The organism is Planktotalea sp., from assembly GCF_018607965.1.
GTDB lineage: Bacteria > Pseudomonadota > Alphaproteobacteria > Rhodobacterales > Rhodobacteraceae > Planktotalea.
Genome location: NZ_JABBAM010000055.1, coordinates 17787 through 33046, shown reverse-complemented (window position 1 = coordinate 33046; position 15260 = coordinate 17787). Strand labels below are relative to the sequence as shown.

The following is a 15260-nucleotide window of genomic DNA, read 5'->3' as shown; positions in this document are numbered from 1 at the left end:
AAGCTTTCGGTTAAGAGTGCTTCAAACTCGTCCATTAGATTAGCCATGTGGCGTTCATTATCCTTTAACGTTGTTTTCTGGCCGCGCGGTTGTCTCCGCCGGTCTTTTACTACGGTTTGGTCGGTCCGGTATTCGCAAACAACAAGAGGGCCGGAATGTCCCAGCCCTACTCATCTCAATTCGTTTGCGGTGTTTCCCACCATCTCAACGTTCGCGCGTATAGAGGGGAATCGGGCGCGAGGCAAGTGTGATTGGCTTTGGGAAACCGCAAGTGAGTCTGAACGAAAAGGGAACAAACTGCAATCTTCACGGTTCATCAATTTATCATCGGCAAATATTCGATACAAGAAGAGATACCAAGGGCAATGAGCAAACGGAGACTTTTGTGACTGTGCAATATGAAGCCCCCATGGCTATCGGCGCATCAAAAACAGCCGTCGATAAGTTCGCCGAGAATGTGGCTACACGACTCAAATTTAATCCTAGTGACAGCATCGAAGGACTTATCGAGCGGAGCGGCGGCAAACTTGTTGTAGGCTCGAGCGGTCACGGAGACATTGATAGTGGTTCGATCATCGCACGAGCGGTTGATGACTACGTAATTTATATATCATGCTACACCTCTCTGAAGCGAGAACGGTTCACCATCGCTCACGAGCTTGGGCACTTGCTCCTTCATTTTGGTAAAATCAAAAACGCAAACCCTGAAGCAGTGATGCGCGCGACAAGAAATGTTGACCCTAACGATAAAAAGCAGCAAAAAGCAGAGTGGAAAGCCAATTGGTTTGCCGCTGGCTTTCTTATGCCCAGACAAGCGTTCAGCAATGCGTATGAAAATAAAGGCCTTTCGTACGCGGCTCGTCTTTGTGGAGTTAGCGATTCCGCTGCGGAAATCCGTGTCAAAACCTTAAAGTTGAAATCGCGGCTCTAATCTGAATGTCCCAGCTAAAAATACCCGAGTACAGAGTACGCCTATTTCTTTCAGTTGACCTGACAGGGTCAACCGCTTTCAAGGCTAAAAATACTAGCTTTGACTGGCTTAAAGAGTTTCAGAAGTTCTATGCTAGTTTCCTAGCATTATATTCTGAAAATTACTCATTTTCTTGTGATGACATTGATTCAATGGACAACGCAGATGCTGAAAATTGCCCTAAACTCTGGAAAACTATCGGGGATGAAATACTCTTTGTTAACAGAGTACATAGCATTTCTCACCTCAGCGCTTACGTGTCTGCTTTTTCTAAAACGCTTATGGAGTTTGCAGATAAATTCCTTGGTGAGGATTTAGACACCAAAGGAAACGGCTGGATTGCAGCATTTCCGAGTCCAAATTGTAGTATCGGTATCGGAGGAGATTCGACGATTGACCCGATTGCGGGTATTAACGACTTACCTTCTGAACAGTTAGAAGCAGACGTCGATGAAAACCCCAGAAAATACGACTTCTTAGGAAAGGGAATTGATGGGGGTTTTCGTATTTCGAAGAATTCAAACATCGACACATTCACGATTTCTCCCGCCCTTGCATATTTGCTTTCAAAAGCAAAAACCAATCCAGATGTCACAAAGTTTACTGGGAGGTTTCGGTTTCATGAACCTCAACCGTTAAAAGGCGTTTTGGACGGAAAACGATATCCGATCATTTCTTTAGATACACAACGCCATCAAGTCGAAAAAGAGCTTAGCCAGCTGGAAACAGAGCTGCTTAAGCGACCTCATTTCGCTGATGACGCAAAACTTCGAACTTATTTGGAAGCCTTTATAACGCACCACGAAATCGAAATGCCCTCTCTAAAAATGTCCAACGGCGAGCCAGATCAGCCACCACCTGAACACTATCAACACTATGCTCAGCAATGGAAAAGAGAGTATGACAAAAAAAATTCTAAATGAAGAATCCTTAGAGCAAGACATTCACTCAACTACCTCTAAAGATGCAAAAGCGCTTAAAACGCCAGAAGAAACCTCGAGAAATTTTTTACCAACGACTGATGAAAGTTAAGAGCGAGCTAGAAAAAAAGCACAACCGACATAACCTCACTCAACCCTCAATTCCCCAATCCAAACATCCGCCTCATAATCCGCGCCATAGGCCGCCAATCCAACACTTCGCACATCGCTGGGGTCCAATTGCTTGGACAACACACCAGCAGAGCGTTCGAACCCGGACAACTCCAGTCGCACCTCGGACCACGCCTGCCCCGCAACGAACGTCGCTTTATAATTGTGCCACGGCAAAATCGCTTGGCGGGTGCGCAGGAACACGGTGTAGCGCGCCCCATTGCCGCGCACCTTTAGTACCAGCGCCGTCGCGTCCGCCGCCAGACCATCCGCAAAATCGCGACGCACTTGGATAAAGCCGCCGTTGTTATCCGTGCTGACCGTCCCTGTCAGGTGCATCCCATCCGCGCCGATCTGCGCAGAGCCGCTCGACACGCCGCCCATCACGTTGTCACCGATATAGCGCCAGCGCTCGTTCGCGCCGGTATCAAAGCGTTCAATCACTTGCGCACTCCCCGCCATCGCGCTGCCCACAACCATCATCATCGCACATGCCCATAGTCTCATCATTCGCTCCTTGCTTGTGTCAAAACATGGAGCGCGCGGGGCAAGAAGCAAGCGGTGTCAGCCCAAAATCAAACGCGCTCTCTTAGGCAGCGCCTGTCTCAAGACCCAGCCAACGGCCCCGCAGCGCGTTGAACCATTCCAAAGAGGTCGCGTGGATCATCTGGATCGGCCAAAAGGTCAAGTTTGACGAAATGCCCAGTGCGTTCCAGTTGATCATGGATATAACGCAGCGCAGAAAAGTCTTCGGTCGCAAAGCCAACACTATCAAAAAGCGTTATTTGGCGATCCGATGTGCGCCCCGCAGCGCGACCCGCCATCACTTCCCAAAGTTTGGTCACGGGATGATCCTCGTCTAACTGCTGGATTTCACCCTCAATACGCGTTTGCGGGGGGTATTCGACAAAGATATCCGAGCGCAAAAGAATGTCTTTGTGCAATTCAGTTTTGCCGGGGCAATCGCCGCCAATTGCATTGATGTGAACGCCTGCGCCAATCATATTGTCCGTCAATATCGTCGCGCATTGTTTGTCAGCCGTGCAGGTTGTGATGATGTCCGCGCCCGTCACCGCGTCTTGGGCCGACGCGCACGCGATGACCGTAAGGCCGCTTTGCGCCAAATTTCGAACCGCTTTTTGCGTCGCAGTCGGATCAATATCATAGAGACGCACAGTTTCGATGCCGATGATTTCTTTGAACGCAAGCGCCTGAAATTCGCATTGCGCCCCGTTGCCGATCATGGCCATGGTTTTCGACTTCTTCGGCGCAAGATGTTTTGCAACAACTGCCGATGTGGCTGCAGTGCGCAGCGCCGTAAGGATGGTCATTTCAGAAAACAGAACGGGATACCCGTTGTCAACCCGCGCCAGAACACCGAATGCGCTGACCGTTTGAAACCCGCGCGCCATATTGGCGGGATGTCCATTTACATACTTAAACCCGTAGGTTTCCCCATCGCTTGTCGGCATCAGTTCGATCACGCCCTCTTTGGAATGGGCCGCAACACGTGGCGTTTTGTCGAACTTTTCCCAACGCAAGAAATCTGCCTCGATATAGTCGGCGATTTCGGCAATTATCTTAGCCGCGCCGATCGTATTCACGATTTTCATCATGTCATCGACACTGACAAAGGGAACCATCGCCAATTTGGACGGGTTAAGATTTGTAGAACGTTGCATTTGAAGCCCCTTTTTCACGTAAAATTCTGTTGTGTCGAACGCCGCGATCAATAGCTGCGCGTTGGTCGATCCAATACCTTGCGACCCAGAAGGCTGGCGCACAGATCAACCATCAACTTGGCCGTACGTCCGCGTTCGTCGAGGAATGGATTAAGTTCAACCAGATCAAGCGATGTCACCAATTCACTGTCGCAAAGCATTTCCATGATCAGATGCGCTTCGCGAAATGTTGCGCCGCCCGGCACTGTCGTGCCAACCGCTGGAGCGATGTTTGGCTCAAGAAAATCGACATCAAAACTAACGTGCAAAACACCATTCGCATCTTTGACTTTTTGCAGGAAACGTCGCAGCGGGTCGGCAACACCGCGTTCATCAATTGCACGCATGTCATGCACTTCAATACCGCATTGCATCAAATGCCGGTTCTCTGCGGGATCAACGGATCGGATGCCCATCATACAAACATTCGCTGGATCTATGCTATGCTGCAAAGGTGGATAAACACCTTCAAAGCCATCTTGCCCCGTAAAGTAAGCAACGGGCGTTCCGTGCAGGTTTCCGCTGGTGGTTGTGTTCAGCGAATGGATATCAGGATGCGCATCGAGCCACAAAACAAACTGTTCGCGCCCTATTTCCGCTGCATGGCGCGCAACACCAGGGACGGTTCCAATAGACAGGGCGTGATCACCACCCAGGAAAATCGGCAAATCTGAACATTTCGCTGCCTGAAAGGCCGCCTCTTCCAAGGCCGTCGCCCAGCTTATGATGTCACTAAGATGGTGGATAGCGCCATTAGGATGTTGCGTATCCTCGAAGGGTTTTGGCGTAACATTTCCAGAATCTTGAACCGCGTATCCAAGTGTTTCAATCGTTTCTTTCAACCCAGCGGTCCGAAACGCATCAGGCCCCATAACACAGCCAAGTTGACTTGCGCCGCAGTCAACAGGCGCGCCGATCAAAGTACAATTTAACACGATGAATACCTCCCCCTAAATATCTCAGGAGAGTATTTCATATGAAAAAGTGATCACATAGACAGAAAATTGTATATTTTGATCTAAATATGTTTCATTATGCACATGCATTTAGGCAAGTTGGTAGAGACGCGTCCGTGAACGATTTAACTCCCACAGACAGAAAACTGCTTACACTTCTCAAACAAGATGGGCGGGCGTCGGTAACCACAATGGCCCAACGACTAAGTGTTTCACGCGCGACGGTACAAACCAGTTTAGAACGACTTGTACGCACAAACGTTATACAACGGTTCACGGTTGAAATCGACCCGTCCGCAGGTGCAGGCCTCATCCGAGCGGTCATGACAATCGAAGTGCAAGGAAATCTGACGTCCTCAATTGTCAAAACGCTAAAGAAAATGCCTGAAATAGTTAGCCTTCACAGCACCAATGGCGCTTGGGACCTTGTCGCCCAGATTGAAACCTCGAACTTGCCAGAATTTGATGGTTTGCTCCGGCGTACGCGTGAGATCGCTGGCATTTTGAATAGTGAAACCAGCATTTTGCTAAACACTGCTAAATAGGGAAACAAATGGAAATAGACCGTGCGTTAGATCTATTCCCACTTGGGCATTCACGTCATTTCACGACACGGCGATGGCCCGCTTTGATCACTCGTCTCGTGTGCCCGAAAATCGCGTTTCCCATTCGGCGCGCTCATCATCGGTAATTTTGCGGAACGTCACCTCGGGAACTGTAAAGTTATGTCCAATGGACAGCGCACCAAGCGCGGCTGTGACATCATCGGGCCAAGTATCATCACTGGTCTGCATCGCACTCATTAGGGACGCGTATGCATCGGGAATGAAAGGAGCAGACAAAACGCTGTAAAGACGGATCAAATTAAGCGCCATGCGGATTTGCGCAGCGGCTTGATCGGGGTCCGTTTTGAACGTAGACCAAGGTGCAGTCACTTGCAAATATTCGTTTCCAGCCGCCCAAATAGCGCGTAACTCAGCCGCAGATTTGCGCACTTCCATTGCATCCATATGCATCTCGTAGGCACGAATACGGGTCGTGAGCTCTGCAATCAGTGCCTCTTCTGGTGCGCCCCATGTGCCACCGTCTGGAACGGATTCGCCAAATTTTGAACGACAGAATTTTGTCACCCGTGACACAAAATTTCCCAGAACATCCGCAAGGTCTTTGTTAACGGACGCTTGGAAATTCTCCCAAGTGAATTCGCTATCGTTGCTTTCAGGCGCATGACTTAGCAGCCACCAGCGCCAATAATCTGCTGGCAAGATCGCCAAAGCCTGATCCATGAACACACCGCGCCCGCGCGACGTTGAAAACTGCCCGCCATCGTAATTCAGGTAATTCAGGCCCTTAATATAGTCGACCAATTTCCAAGGCTCACCTGACCCTAAAATCGTGACTGGGAAGCTAAGCGTATGGAAAGGAACGTTATCTTTGCCCATGAACTGCGTGTAGCGCACATCGTCCGCTCCCTTATCGGTACGCCACCAGCGCTCCCACTCCGCATCTGGTTTATCGTTCGCATCCGCCCATTCCTTGGCGCAAGCGATGTATTCAATCGGCGCGTCGAACCAAACGTAAAAGACCTTCCCTTCCATGCCCGGCCAATCTTCGTCGCCACGCTTAACAGGAACACCCCAGCTTAGATCCCGCGTGATTCCGCGATCTTGCAAACCATCGCCGTCGTTCAGCCATTTCTTCGCAATCGAGGTTGTCAGAATTGGCCAGTCGGTTTTCGACGAAATCCACTCGTTCAGCTGATCTTTCATCTCGCTCTGGCGTAGATACAGATGCTTGGTGTCGCGCACTTCTAGATCGGTCGACCCAGAAATCGTTGAATACGGATTTATCAGGTCGACAGGATCAAGCTGCTTTGTGCAGTTGTCACATTGATCCCCGCGCGCGCTGTCAAAGCCGCAATTCGGGCACGTGCCCTCGATATAGCGATCTGGCAAAAAGCGACCGTCCGTGATGGAATAAACCTGCTGGTCGGTCACTTCCTTGATCAAGCCTTGGTCTGCAAGACGTGCCGCAAAATGCTGTGTGAGCTTGCGATTTTGCTCGGACGACGAACGCCCGAAATGATCAAACGACATGCGAAAGCCCTTCGCAATCTCCGCCTGTACCGCCCACATTTCCGCACAGTATTCATCCACCGGCTTGCCCGCTTTGGCCGCCGCCAATTCCGCAGGCGTTCCATGTTCATCCGTGGCACAAAGGAACAGGACTTCATTGCCCCGCGCCCGCTGAAAACGTGCAAACAGATCCGCAGGAAGCTGGCTACCCACTAAGTTTCCAAGGTGCTTGATACCGTTGATATAAGGGATAGCCGAGGTGATCAGGTGCCGCGCCATGCGAGTGCTCCGAAATTGAGTTTCCCCAACCCTTACCGTCCCTTGAGGGCCAGTTCAAACTTATTTAGGCTTAAATTTCTTGCCTCTTTGCAGTTTGAAAAGGCGTCCCACAACAAAGGAGGTGCGCGGCGCGTAAATATAGGGCGTGCGTTCTTCAACGGTATCCCGTGCACGCATGCGGATCAGACCAAAGACCACAAGGGCAATATGCCCAACAGCTATCATGATGAACAAGGCGGAAGGCCCATACCAGTTTATCAGGTTTGAAGACAGCAAAGGCGACGCAATCGCCCCGAGCGCAAAGAAGAACATCAGGGCCGCTGTCAGTTCGACACGTTCATCATCAGATGCAAAATCATGCGCGTGGGCCGTCGCGACCGAATAGATCGGAAACGTGGTTAAACCGAATAGTACAGCGCCAACCATGATCATCACAGTTCCCCCCGCAGCGATAAACGTCGTAATAACGCAGCTGACAACCGCAGCAGCAGACAGCCAGATCAAAACCCAACGGCGATCATATTTGTCGGCCAACCAACCAATCGGATACTGCGCCAAAGCGCCCCCCAAAACGAATGCCGCAAGGAAGTATGCGATCTGGTCCGTGCGCAGGCCGACCTCTTGACCGTAGATGGGACCAACCATTCTAAACGACGCACTCGACAACGCCGCAACAACGACTCCAGCCGCCGCCAAGGGGCGACCTCACTACCGCCAACATAGGCCGCAAACGTGGTGCAGAGGGCGTCTTGGGCTGGCTGACTTTCGTCAAAGTCATCGGCAAAAGCACGGCGCAACATAGCAAAGCCAACAGGTTATAAGAAACATAGGATGCAGGTTCGAGAACGCCGATCATCAATTGCGCCACAAACGACGCCCCCATATCAGCGATCCGGTAGACACCCATAGTGCGCCCTCGCGTCTCGTTTGTCACTTTGGACTGAAGCCACGCCTCAATAACCGTGTAGCATCCCGCAACACACAAACCCGACGCGATGCGCATCAAGGCCCAAGCGTAGGGGTCAATAATCAACATATGCGCCAAAAGACCGATCGCGCCTGCCGAAGTGAACGCAGCGAACGCGCGGCTATGCCCGACAGACCCCATCAAGCGCGGAGCCCACCAACATCCAATAAAGAAACCAAAAAAATGGGCAGACCCAAGCAGTCCAATTTGCGCCGTAGTGAACCCTAGGGCAATTCCAGAGAGTGCATCTAGCGGGCCGACCCCACCCTAGGACAACTGCAACAAAGCCACTGACAAAAAGAGGGCCGCAAATGAAATCAGCATCCGCATAATATGGCGACCGTAGAGTAAGAAAAAGGAACGTCAAACGCTTCTTTGGTCCAAACATACCAAAGAATGTAAGAGGCAGCGTCTCTCGCATCGGTCGGATCGCACAAGCAATCCGTACCATTCACTTCATGAATTTAGCGGCGGATCGTTTTCGCGAATGTGTTGAAAATCGCTTCGTTCGCGCAAATCACCTCGCCATCCTCAAGGATATTGCCCTTAGGATTAAGCGGTTCGATAAAGCCGCCCGCTTCGCGCACCAAAACGATACCCGCTGCCAGATCCCAAGAATTCAAACGGCGCTCCCAGTAGCCTTCATAGCGCCCAGCAGCAACATAGGCCAAATCCAATGCAGCAGAGCCCCAACGACGAATGCCTGCAACCGAAGGAGCAATCTGAGCAATGTCCTTGATCGTTTCGGGTAAATCAGAGCGCCCACCGAACGGAATTCCCGTTGCAAATACGCTATCAATCATCGAATGACGCGAAGACACGCGCAGACGCGTATCGTTCATCCAAGCGCCTTTGCCCTTTTCGGCAAAATACATCTCATCTTTGGCCGCATCAAAAATAACGCCCGCGATGATCTGGCCTTTGTGTTCCAAAGCGATCGAAACCGCCCAGTGGGGCAGCCCGTGCAAAAAGTTCGTTGTGCCGTCAAGCGGATCAACGATCCAGCGACGCGTGGGATCTGTGCCTTCTTCTTCGCCACCCTCTTCAGCCAGCCAGCCGTATGTCGGGCGTGCTTCCATCAGCTGCTCTTTGATGATCTTTTCGGCAGACAAATCCGCTTTGGTAACAAAGTCTCCAGCGCCCTTGCGCGAGACTTGCAGGTTTTCCACTTCGCGAAAGTCTTTCGTGAGGCTACGGCCCGCAAGACGCGCCGCCTTGATCATCACATTTAGATTGGCACTGCCCTGCATCGCGGTTCGGTCCTTGATATAAAAGAGGTTCAGGCGCGCGGTATAGGCAGCGCCACGCGGTTTGCCAAGCGCTTAAGCGTTTTGAAGCTTTGCGCTTTCCTCTTTTGCAAGGCGGATCAGGTCGATCATGTAGGGTTTGGCAACATCTTCGGTCCGTGTGGCCGCGAATAATTGACGCGTCAGTCCGTTTTCAGTCAACGGCCGTGTCACATAGTCAGATGAATATTTCACTTCGCGTACCACCCAATCAGGCAACACAGAAACGCCGCGGTTGGAGGCCACCAACAATAAAATTACAGCCGTCAATTCAACTTGACGGATCGCGGCAGGTTCCACCCTTGCCGGCATCAAAAGCTGACTAAAAATATCCAAACGCGAGCGCTCAACTGGATATGTGATCAGCGTCTGTCCACGAAAATCGAGGGCATCGATAAAAGGCTTTTGTGCCAAAGGGTGCTGTGCGGCCGCTACAAAAACAGGCGCATAATCAAAGAGATGCGTGAACTCTACACCAGCCAGATTTTCGGGATCAGAACTGACAACCAGATCGACCTCTTCCTTTTGCAGTGCAGGCAACGCATCAAATGCGAGACCTGGTTTGATGTCTACATCCACGTCGGGCCATAGCTTGCGGAACGCTTCAAGCACAGGAAACAGCCATTCAAAACAGGCGTGGCATTCAATCGCGATATGCAAACGCCCTGTTTTCCCATCGCGCACCGCGCTAAATTCAGCTTGCATCGCCTCGATTTCGGGCAGGATTTTCTCTGCCAATCTCAACAGTCGAAATCCAGCCGCGGACAGCTTCATCGGTTTTGAGCGGCGTACAAATAATTCAACCCCAGCTTGATCTTCCAGCCCTTTGATCTGATGAGACAGCGCGCTTTGAGTGATATTTAACTGGTCCGCCGCTTTGGCCAGCCCGCCGTTTTCGTGAATCGCTTTGATCGTGCGCAGGTGACGGAATTCAATATGCATACCTGAGCACGCCTCATAATAGTGTTGAATGTTATGAAGTTGTTTCACATGAAACTGCGTGCGACAAGCATACAAACTTATAAAGTCAGGATATGTTATGAATACGCCGAAAGTTTCGTTCGAATTTTTCCCACCACAAAATTTGGAAGCGTCCTTTCGGCTCTGGGACACCGTGCAGACCCTTGCACCCCTTGATCCTACGTTTGTTTCTGTGACCTACGGTGCGGGCGGCACGACCCGTGATCTGACGCGCGACGCTGTCTCGACTTTGCACAAATCCAGCGGCCTGAACGTTGCAGCGCATCTGACTTGTGTAAGTGCGACCAAGACAGAGACCCTTGCGATCGCACAGGGTTTTGCTGATGCGGGCGTGAAAGAGATCGTTGCATTGCGCGGTGATGCGCCCAAGGGAGAAGACCGTTTCACACCGTGCAAAGATGGGTTTGCAAATTCGGTTGAACTGATCGAGGCACTGGCTAAGACGGGCGATTTTAAGATCCGTGTGGGTGCCTACCCGGATCGTCACCCGGAAGCGGCAACATCAAAGGCAGACATCGACTGGCTGAAGGCCAAGATAGACGCGGGTGCATCGGAGGCGATCACACAGTTTTTCTTTGAAGCCGACACATTCTTCCGCTTCCGTGATGACTGTGCGAAGGCGGGTATTACCGCGCCAATCCTTCCTGGAATTCTGCCTATCGAGAACTGGAAAGGCACGCGTAACTTTGCGAAACGTTGCGGAACAGTTGTTCCTGCGTGGCTGTCTGATGCGTTTGAAAAGGCTGAACGCGATGGGCGCAGTGATCTGTTGGCGACGGCGATTTGTACTGAATTGTGTTCGGATCTGATCGAGGGCGGCGTCGATGCTCTGCATTTCTACACGCTCAATCGTCCAGAGTTGACCCGCGATGTGTGTCATGCGCTAGGCGTTGTGCCTAAGCTTGAGCTTCAAAACGTCGCGTAATTGCGATTGCGGCCATGCGCCTCTCCTTCTAGCCTTTGGATAAGAGGAGAGTTGATATGTTTTATGCCCAAGGTCCCGAAGATTTGCTGTCGCTTGCGCAAGTGCTCGACCTATCCGGCCATGCGTTCATGCAAGGTATCCTTGATGGGACGCACCCTGCCCCGCCGATTGGCAAAACGCTAAACTACAAGCTGCGCGAGGTTGGCGAAGGGCGCATCATCTTTCGCGGCGCACCCTTGTTTGAGCATTGCAACCCGATGGGAACGGTTCATGGCGGCTGGTACGGCACGCTACTCGATAGTGCGATGGCCTGCGCAGTTATGACCAAAGTGCCCAAGGGCAGCGTCTACACGACCCTTGAATATAAGATAAATATTCTGCGTTCGATCCCTTTAGGGATGAAGGTTGATACCACTGGCATCACCGATCACACGGGGCGTTCGACAGGAATTGCGCATGGGGAAATCAGGGGTGTTGAGGATGGCAAACTTTATGCAACGGGCACGACCACTTGCATCATCATGACGCCAACAGCCTAGACGCTGCTTGGTCCGCGAAAATGCTGCTTGAGTTTCGCAGCGATACCGCGATTTGATCTTACGGGGCGATGCTGTTCGCGCGCATGGACCGAGTGATGCAAACCTTCGCACACGCCGCAGGCAATATCGCGACGTTTGCGGTTCCAGAAAAAGCGACCAAACCCACGCCAAGAACTGGCCGAGGGCGCGTTATGGTTTTGTTCAAATCGCATGCGCCAGCCGTCGGGCAGTTCCAAGCCACAGGTTTCCATGCGCTCTAGCATCCAGACCAATGGGATGTTCGCCAAGGGGCGTGCGGCCTCAAACCCTGATAATTGCCCGCCGACATCGCCGTGCGTGCCGGGAAACCAGATTTGTTCAATGCGTCCTTGCCAATCATCGGGACAGGTCCACAAGACGGGTACGTATGGTACGCGTGTTTCGTCGCGTGCGAGCGCGTGAAACCCGTGGCGGATCGAGCGGCCAAGGTCATGGTTGTGAAAATCGTGTTTCGGCGCGCTCCAGCGCCACAGGATTGGCAAACGCACGCCCAATGCTTTGACTGTATCCCAAACGCCAACCATTTCAATCGGTGCTGTTTCATGGCAGAGTTTCGCGGCGAAACCGATATTAACTTCTTGTTCACCCTCTTGATAAATAGAGTAAATTTTATCTATATCCTCGTCATTTGCATGTTCAGATTTGAGCAAGCCAACGCGATCAATCACCCCTGCTAGGGAGCGTGACGCGAATGCGCCGCGCGAATAACCAAGCAGGAAAATTCGATCCCCTTCGCGGTAACGCGTCGCCAAAAAACGATAAGCCCGCCTAATTTGACGGTTTATTCCACGTCCTAACATGACATCGGGCGCAGACCGCAACCCACGCCATTGCAAACCTGCCTCGTAATAGAGCGAGAGATTCGGCGATGCTTCGCACAGAAGTTTATATGCACGCCCCGCGTTGGTTTCGTGTCCGTCGTCCAGCGACGACATGGTTCCATCCAAGATAACCACATGCGTTTGTGGTTCCCGCGCGGTTGAACGCGGGGTCTGACGGCGGCGACGCAGTGCGCCACTTAGCCAAAGGGATATCCGTTTACTCAGCCGCAATGGGGGTCGCTTTCAGCAATTGCCACATGCGGTGCGGCGTGAAAGGCATATCGACTTTTTCGATGCCCAAGGGCGCAACTGCATCCTGCACAGCATTGGAAATCGCCGCGAGCGACCCAACTGTCCCTGCTTCGCCACAGCCCTTCATACCCATAGGATTGGTGGACGTGGGAACGGATTCTGTCGAGAATGAAATCATCGGGCTATCATCGGCGCGCGGCATGGCGTAGTCCATAAAACTTGCCGTGAGGAGCTGGCCGTCTTCGTCATAGACAACCCGCTCTGTCAGCGCTTGGCCAAGCCCTTGGATGACGCCGCCATGTACTTGGCCAGCGACAAGCATCGGATTGATAAGGTTACCAAAATCATCAACGACCGTGTAGCGATCCACATGGGTGACGCCGGTTTCAGGATCAATTTCGACCTCTGCCACATGGGCGCCATTCGGGAACGAACGCGCGTCAAGGGTGATGCGGGCCTCAATATTCAAAAGGTCCTCACGGCCATCAGTCTTTGCCAGTTCGGCCACTTCGACCATTGTGTAACTCTCGTTTGAGCCATCGGCCCTGAAGGCCTCGTCGTCGAACATGATGCTTTCTTCGCTGACGGCCATCTTCGCGGCGAGGAATGGCGTGAATTGGGCGATCATCTTATCAACGGTGGCAAGCGTGGCGGTGTTTTGTACGGTGACAGAACGCGATCCACCTGTGCCGCCCCCTGTTGGGATGCGATCACTGTCGCCTTGGATCACGTCGATCTTATCGGCGGCGATCCCCGTCTGGTCAGACAGGAACTGCGCGTAGACCGTTTCATGGCCTTGGCCGTTGCTTTGCGTCCCTACATAAATGCTCACACGATCCCCATCTTCAAAAAACACCACTTTCGCGGTTTCCGAAGGATCGCCCAAAATACTTTCGATATAGTAACAAAGCCCCATGCCGCGTAATTTACCTGCCTTTTGGCTGGCGTTGCGCCGTGCCTCATAGCCCGTCAGGTCACATTTGGTTTCGGCAACGCCCAAAACGCGGCCAAAATCGCCGATGTCATAGACCACTTTGCCAGCGGTCGCATAAGGGAACGCGTCCGGTGCGATGAAGTTCTTGCGGCGTAATGCCCATGGGTCCGTGCCCAGCGCGCGTGCGGCGTAGTCCATGGAGCGTTCAAGGACATAGATCGCTTCTGGGCGGCCCGCGCCGCGGTAGGCGTCGACTTGGGTGGTGTTGGTGTACACGCCCTCGACATGCAGAAAGACGGCTTGGACATCATAGCAGCCCGTAAGGACCTTGGAGAAGAGTTCGGTTTGGATGGGTTGCGCGAACTGCGAATTATACGCGCCCATATTGGCAATGGAGTGGACTTTGTAGGCGACCAGCTTGTGATCCTTGTCAAAACCCATCTGGACGCGGCTGTTTAGATCGCGACCTGCGTTATCGCTGAGCATGGCCTCCGTGCGCTCTGACATCCAGCGCACGGGTTTGTTGAGTTTACGCGCGGCCGCAGCGCAGATTGCATATTCAGGGTACATCATCGCCTTCATACCGAAACCACCACCCGTATCGGGGTTGGACACGCGGATGGCTTTGGGATCAAGGCCAAGGTGGGTCGCAAGCTGGCCTTTTGGGGCCCATACGCCCTGCCCGTTTATGGCAACATGGATCCGGTCCCCTTCTGGTTCTGCGTAACAACCACGCGGTTCCATCGAATTACAGATGATGCGGTTGTCTTCGATATCGACGTCGATTTTATGCGCAGCGGTGTCGAACGCGGCGTGGAACGCCACGTCATCGCCCAGTGCCCAATCAAAGGCGCGGTTATCAGGGGCAACGTCGTGGATCGCATCGCCCCCTGTGGCAAGCGCCATGTGAACGGGGCGTTCATCGTAATCGAATTCGATCAGTTCAGCCGCGTCTTTGGCTTGCTGCAAGGTTTCTGCGAAGACCATCGCGATGGGTTCACCAACAAAGCGCACACGCCCCTGTGCCAGCAATGGCCGCACCGTGCGATCACCGCGCCCACCATCGCGTTTTTTCAAAAGCGACGCGGCCATGGGAAGTTTGACGCCCATGTCTTGCAGATCAGTTGCCGTTATGACCAGATGTACGCCCTCGGCGTCGCGTGCATCGTCCACGTTCAATCCTGTAATATCACCGTGCGCGATAGGTGATCGGAACACGACACCAAACAGTGCCCCTTTTGGAACGATATCATCTACATACCGACCAGCCCCCGTCAAAAAGCGCACATCTTCAGACCGTTTCACCGACTGGCTTTTACCAAATTTTTCCACGTGTCTCTCCATGCACTTCAGGACTATTCGAGAGTTGACCCTAAGCCTCGCGCCGCCAATGTCCAGATTGCCTTTTCCTTTTGGCGCGCTTT

14 protein-coding genes and 1 pseudogene are annotated in these 15260 nt (G+C 52.4%); 6 read left to right on the top strand and 9 right to left on the bottom strand.

Annotation, left to right across the window (positions count from 1 at the left end; all coding sequences use genetic code 11):
- Positions 1–271 precede the first annotated feature (271 nt).
- Genes QZ279_RS05190 through QZ279_RS05180 form a run of 3 tightly spaced genes read left to right on the top strand, consistent with a single transcriptional unit; the run spans position 272 to position 2002 of the window.
- Entirely contained in the window at positions 272–931 is a 660-nt protein-coding gene (locus QZ279_RS05190; protein ID WP_293448883.1) for an ImmA/IrrE family metallo-endopeptidase, read from the top strand.
- Between the two features lie 5 nt (positions 932–936).
- The gene (locus QZ279_RS05185) at positions 937–1893 is read left to right on the top strand and encodes a hypothetical protein (RefSeq protein ID WP_293448880.1); all 957 of its coding nucleotides are present in this window, start codon (positions 937–939) and stop codon (positions 1891–1893) included.
- Positions 1871–2002 carry a hypothetical protein gene (locus QZ279_RS05180; protein WP_293448877.1) on the top strand — a complete coding sequence of 44 codons (132 nt, stop codon included), beginning with the start codon at positions 1871–1873 and terminating at the stop codon, positions 2000–2002. The genes QZ279_RS05185 and QZ279_RS05180 overlap by 23 nt, the downstream gene beginning before the upstream one ends.
- A 35-nt stretch (positions 2003–2037) precedes the next feature.
- Here QZ279_RS05180 and QZ279_RS05175 read toward each other — a convergent pair whose 3' ends face one another.
- The 3 genes from QZ279_RS05175 to rocF form a co-directional block, all read right to left on the bottom strand.
- Complete coding sequence (locus QZ279_RS05175) at positions 2038–2571, bottom strand: CIA30 family protein (protein ID WP_293448874.1); 534 nt, start codon at positions 2569–2571, stop codon at positions 2038–2040.
- A 95-nt stretch (positions 2572–2666) separates the two neighbouring features.
- Entirely contained in the window at positions 2667–3743 is a 1077-nt protein-coding gene (locus QZ279_RS05170) for an ornithine cyclodeaminase (protein ID WP_293448871.1), read from the bottom strand.
- A 47-nt stretch (positions 3744–3790) separates the two neighbouring features.
- On the bottom strand, positions 3791–4720 hold the full coding sequence (gene rocF, locus QZ279_RS05165) for an arginase (RefSeq protein ID WP_293448888.1): 930 nt from the start codon (positions 4718–4720) through the stop codon (positions 3791–3793).
- 86 nt (positions 4721–4806) lie between these two features.
- On the opposite strand from rocF, the gene QZ279_RS05160 reads away from it, so the two are divergent.
- Complete coding sequence (locus QZ279_RS05160; protein WP_293448847.1) at positions 4807–5283, top strand: Lrp/AsnC family transcriptional regulator; 477 nt, start codon at positions 4807–4809, stop codon at positions 5281–5283.
- 87 nt (positions 5284–5370) lie between these two features.
- On the opposite strand, the gene metG is transcribed toward QZ279_RS05160, so the two are convergent.
- From metG to QZ279_RS05140, 4 genes and pseudogenes are all read right to left on the bottom strand, one after another.
- The gene (metG, locus tag QZ279_RS05155) at positions 5371–7092 is read right to left on the bottom strand and encodes a methionine--tRNA ligase (protein ID WP_293448844.1); all 1722 of its coding nucleotides are present in this window, start codon (positions 7090–7092) and stop codon (positions 5371–5373) included.
- Between the two features lie 60 nt (positions 7093–7152).
- Positions 7153–8389: pseudogene (locus QZ279_RS05150) on the bottom strand (MFS transporter).
- Between the two features lie 134 nt (positions 8390–8523).
- Positions 8524–9309 (bottom strand): inositol monophosphatase family protein, encoded by a 786-nt coding sequence (locus QZ279_RS05145; RefSeq protein ID WP_293448841.1) that lies wholly within the window; start codon positions 9307–9309, stop codon positions 8524–8526.
- A 72-nt stretch (positions 9310–9381) separates the two neighbouring features.
- Positions 9382–10287, bottom strand: a complete 906-nt coding sequence (locus tag QZ279_RS05140) for a LysR family transcriptional regulator (protein ID WP_293448838.1) — start codon at positions 10285–10287, stop codon at positions 9382–9384.
- A 97-nt stretch (positions 10288–10384) separates the two neighbouring features.
- Here QZ279_RS05140 and metF point away from each other — a divergent pair, with 97 nt between their 5' ends.
- Together metF and QZ279_RS05130 are read left to right on the top strand one after the other, a co-directional pair.
- The gene (gene metF / locus QZ279_RS05135; RefSeq protein WP_293448835.1) at positions 10385–11251 is read left to right on the top strand and encodes a methylenetetrahydrofolate reductase [NAD(P)H]; all 867 of its coding nucleotides are present in this window, start codon (positions 10385–10387) and stop codon (positions 11249–11251) included.
- Between the two features lie 56 nt (positions 11252–11307).
- Entirely contained in the window at positions 11308–11790 is a 483-nt protein-coding gene (locus tag QZ279_RS05130; protein ID WP_293448832.1) for a PaaI family thioesterase, read from the top strand.
- Here QZ279_RS05130 and QZ279_RS05125 read toward each other — a convergent pair.
- Positions 11787–12785, bottom strand: a complete 999-nt coding sequence (locus tag QZ279_RS05125; protein WP_366513862.1) for a DUF2235 domain-containing protein — start codon at positions 12783–12785, stop codon at positions 11787–11789. The genes QZ279_RS05130 and QZ279_RS05125 overlap by 4 nt on opposite strands.
- Positions 12786–12867: 82 nt before the next feature.
- On the bottom strand, positions 12868–15168 hold the full coding sequence (locus QZ279_RS05120; protein WP_293448829.1) for a xanthine dehydrogenase family protein molybdopterin-binding subunit: 2301 nt from the start codon (positions 15166–15168) through the stop codon (positions 12868–12870).
- Positions 15169–15260 lie beyond the last annotated feature (92 nt).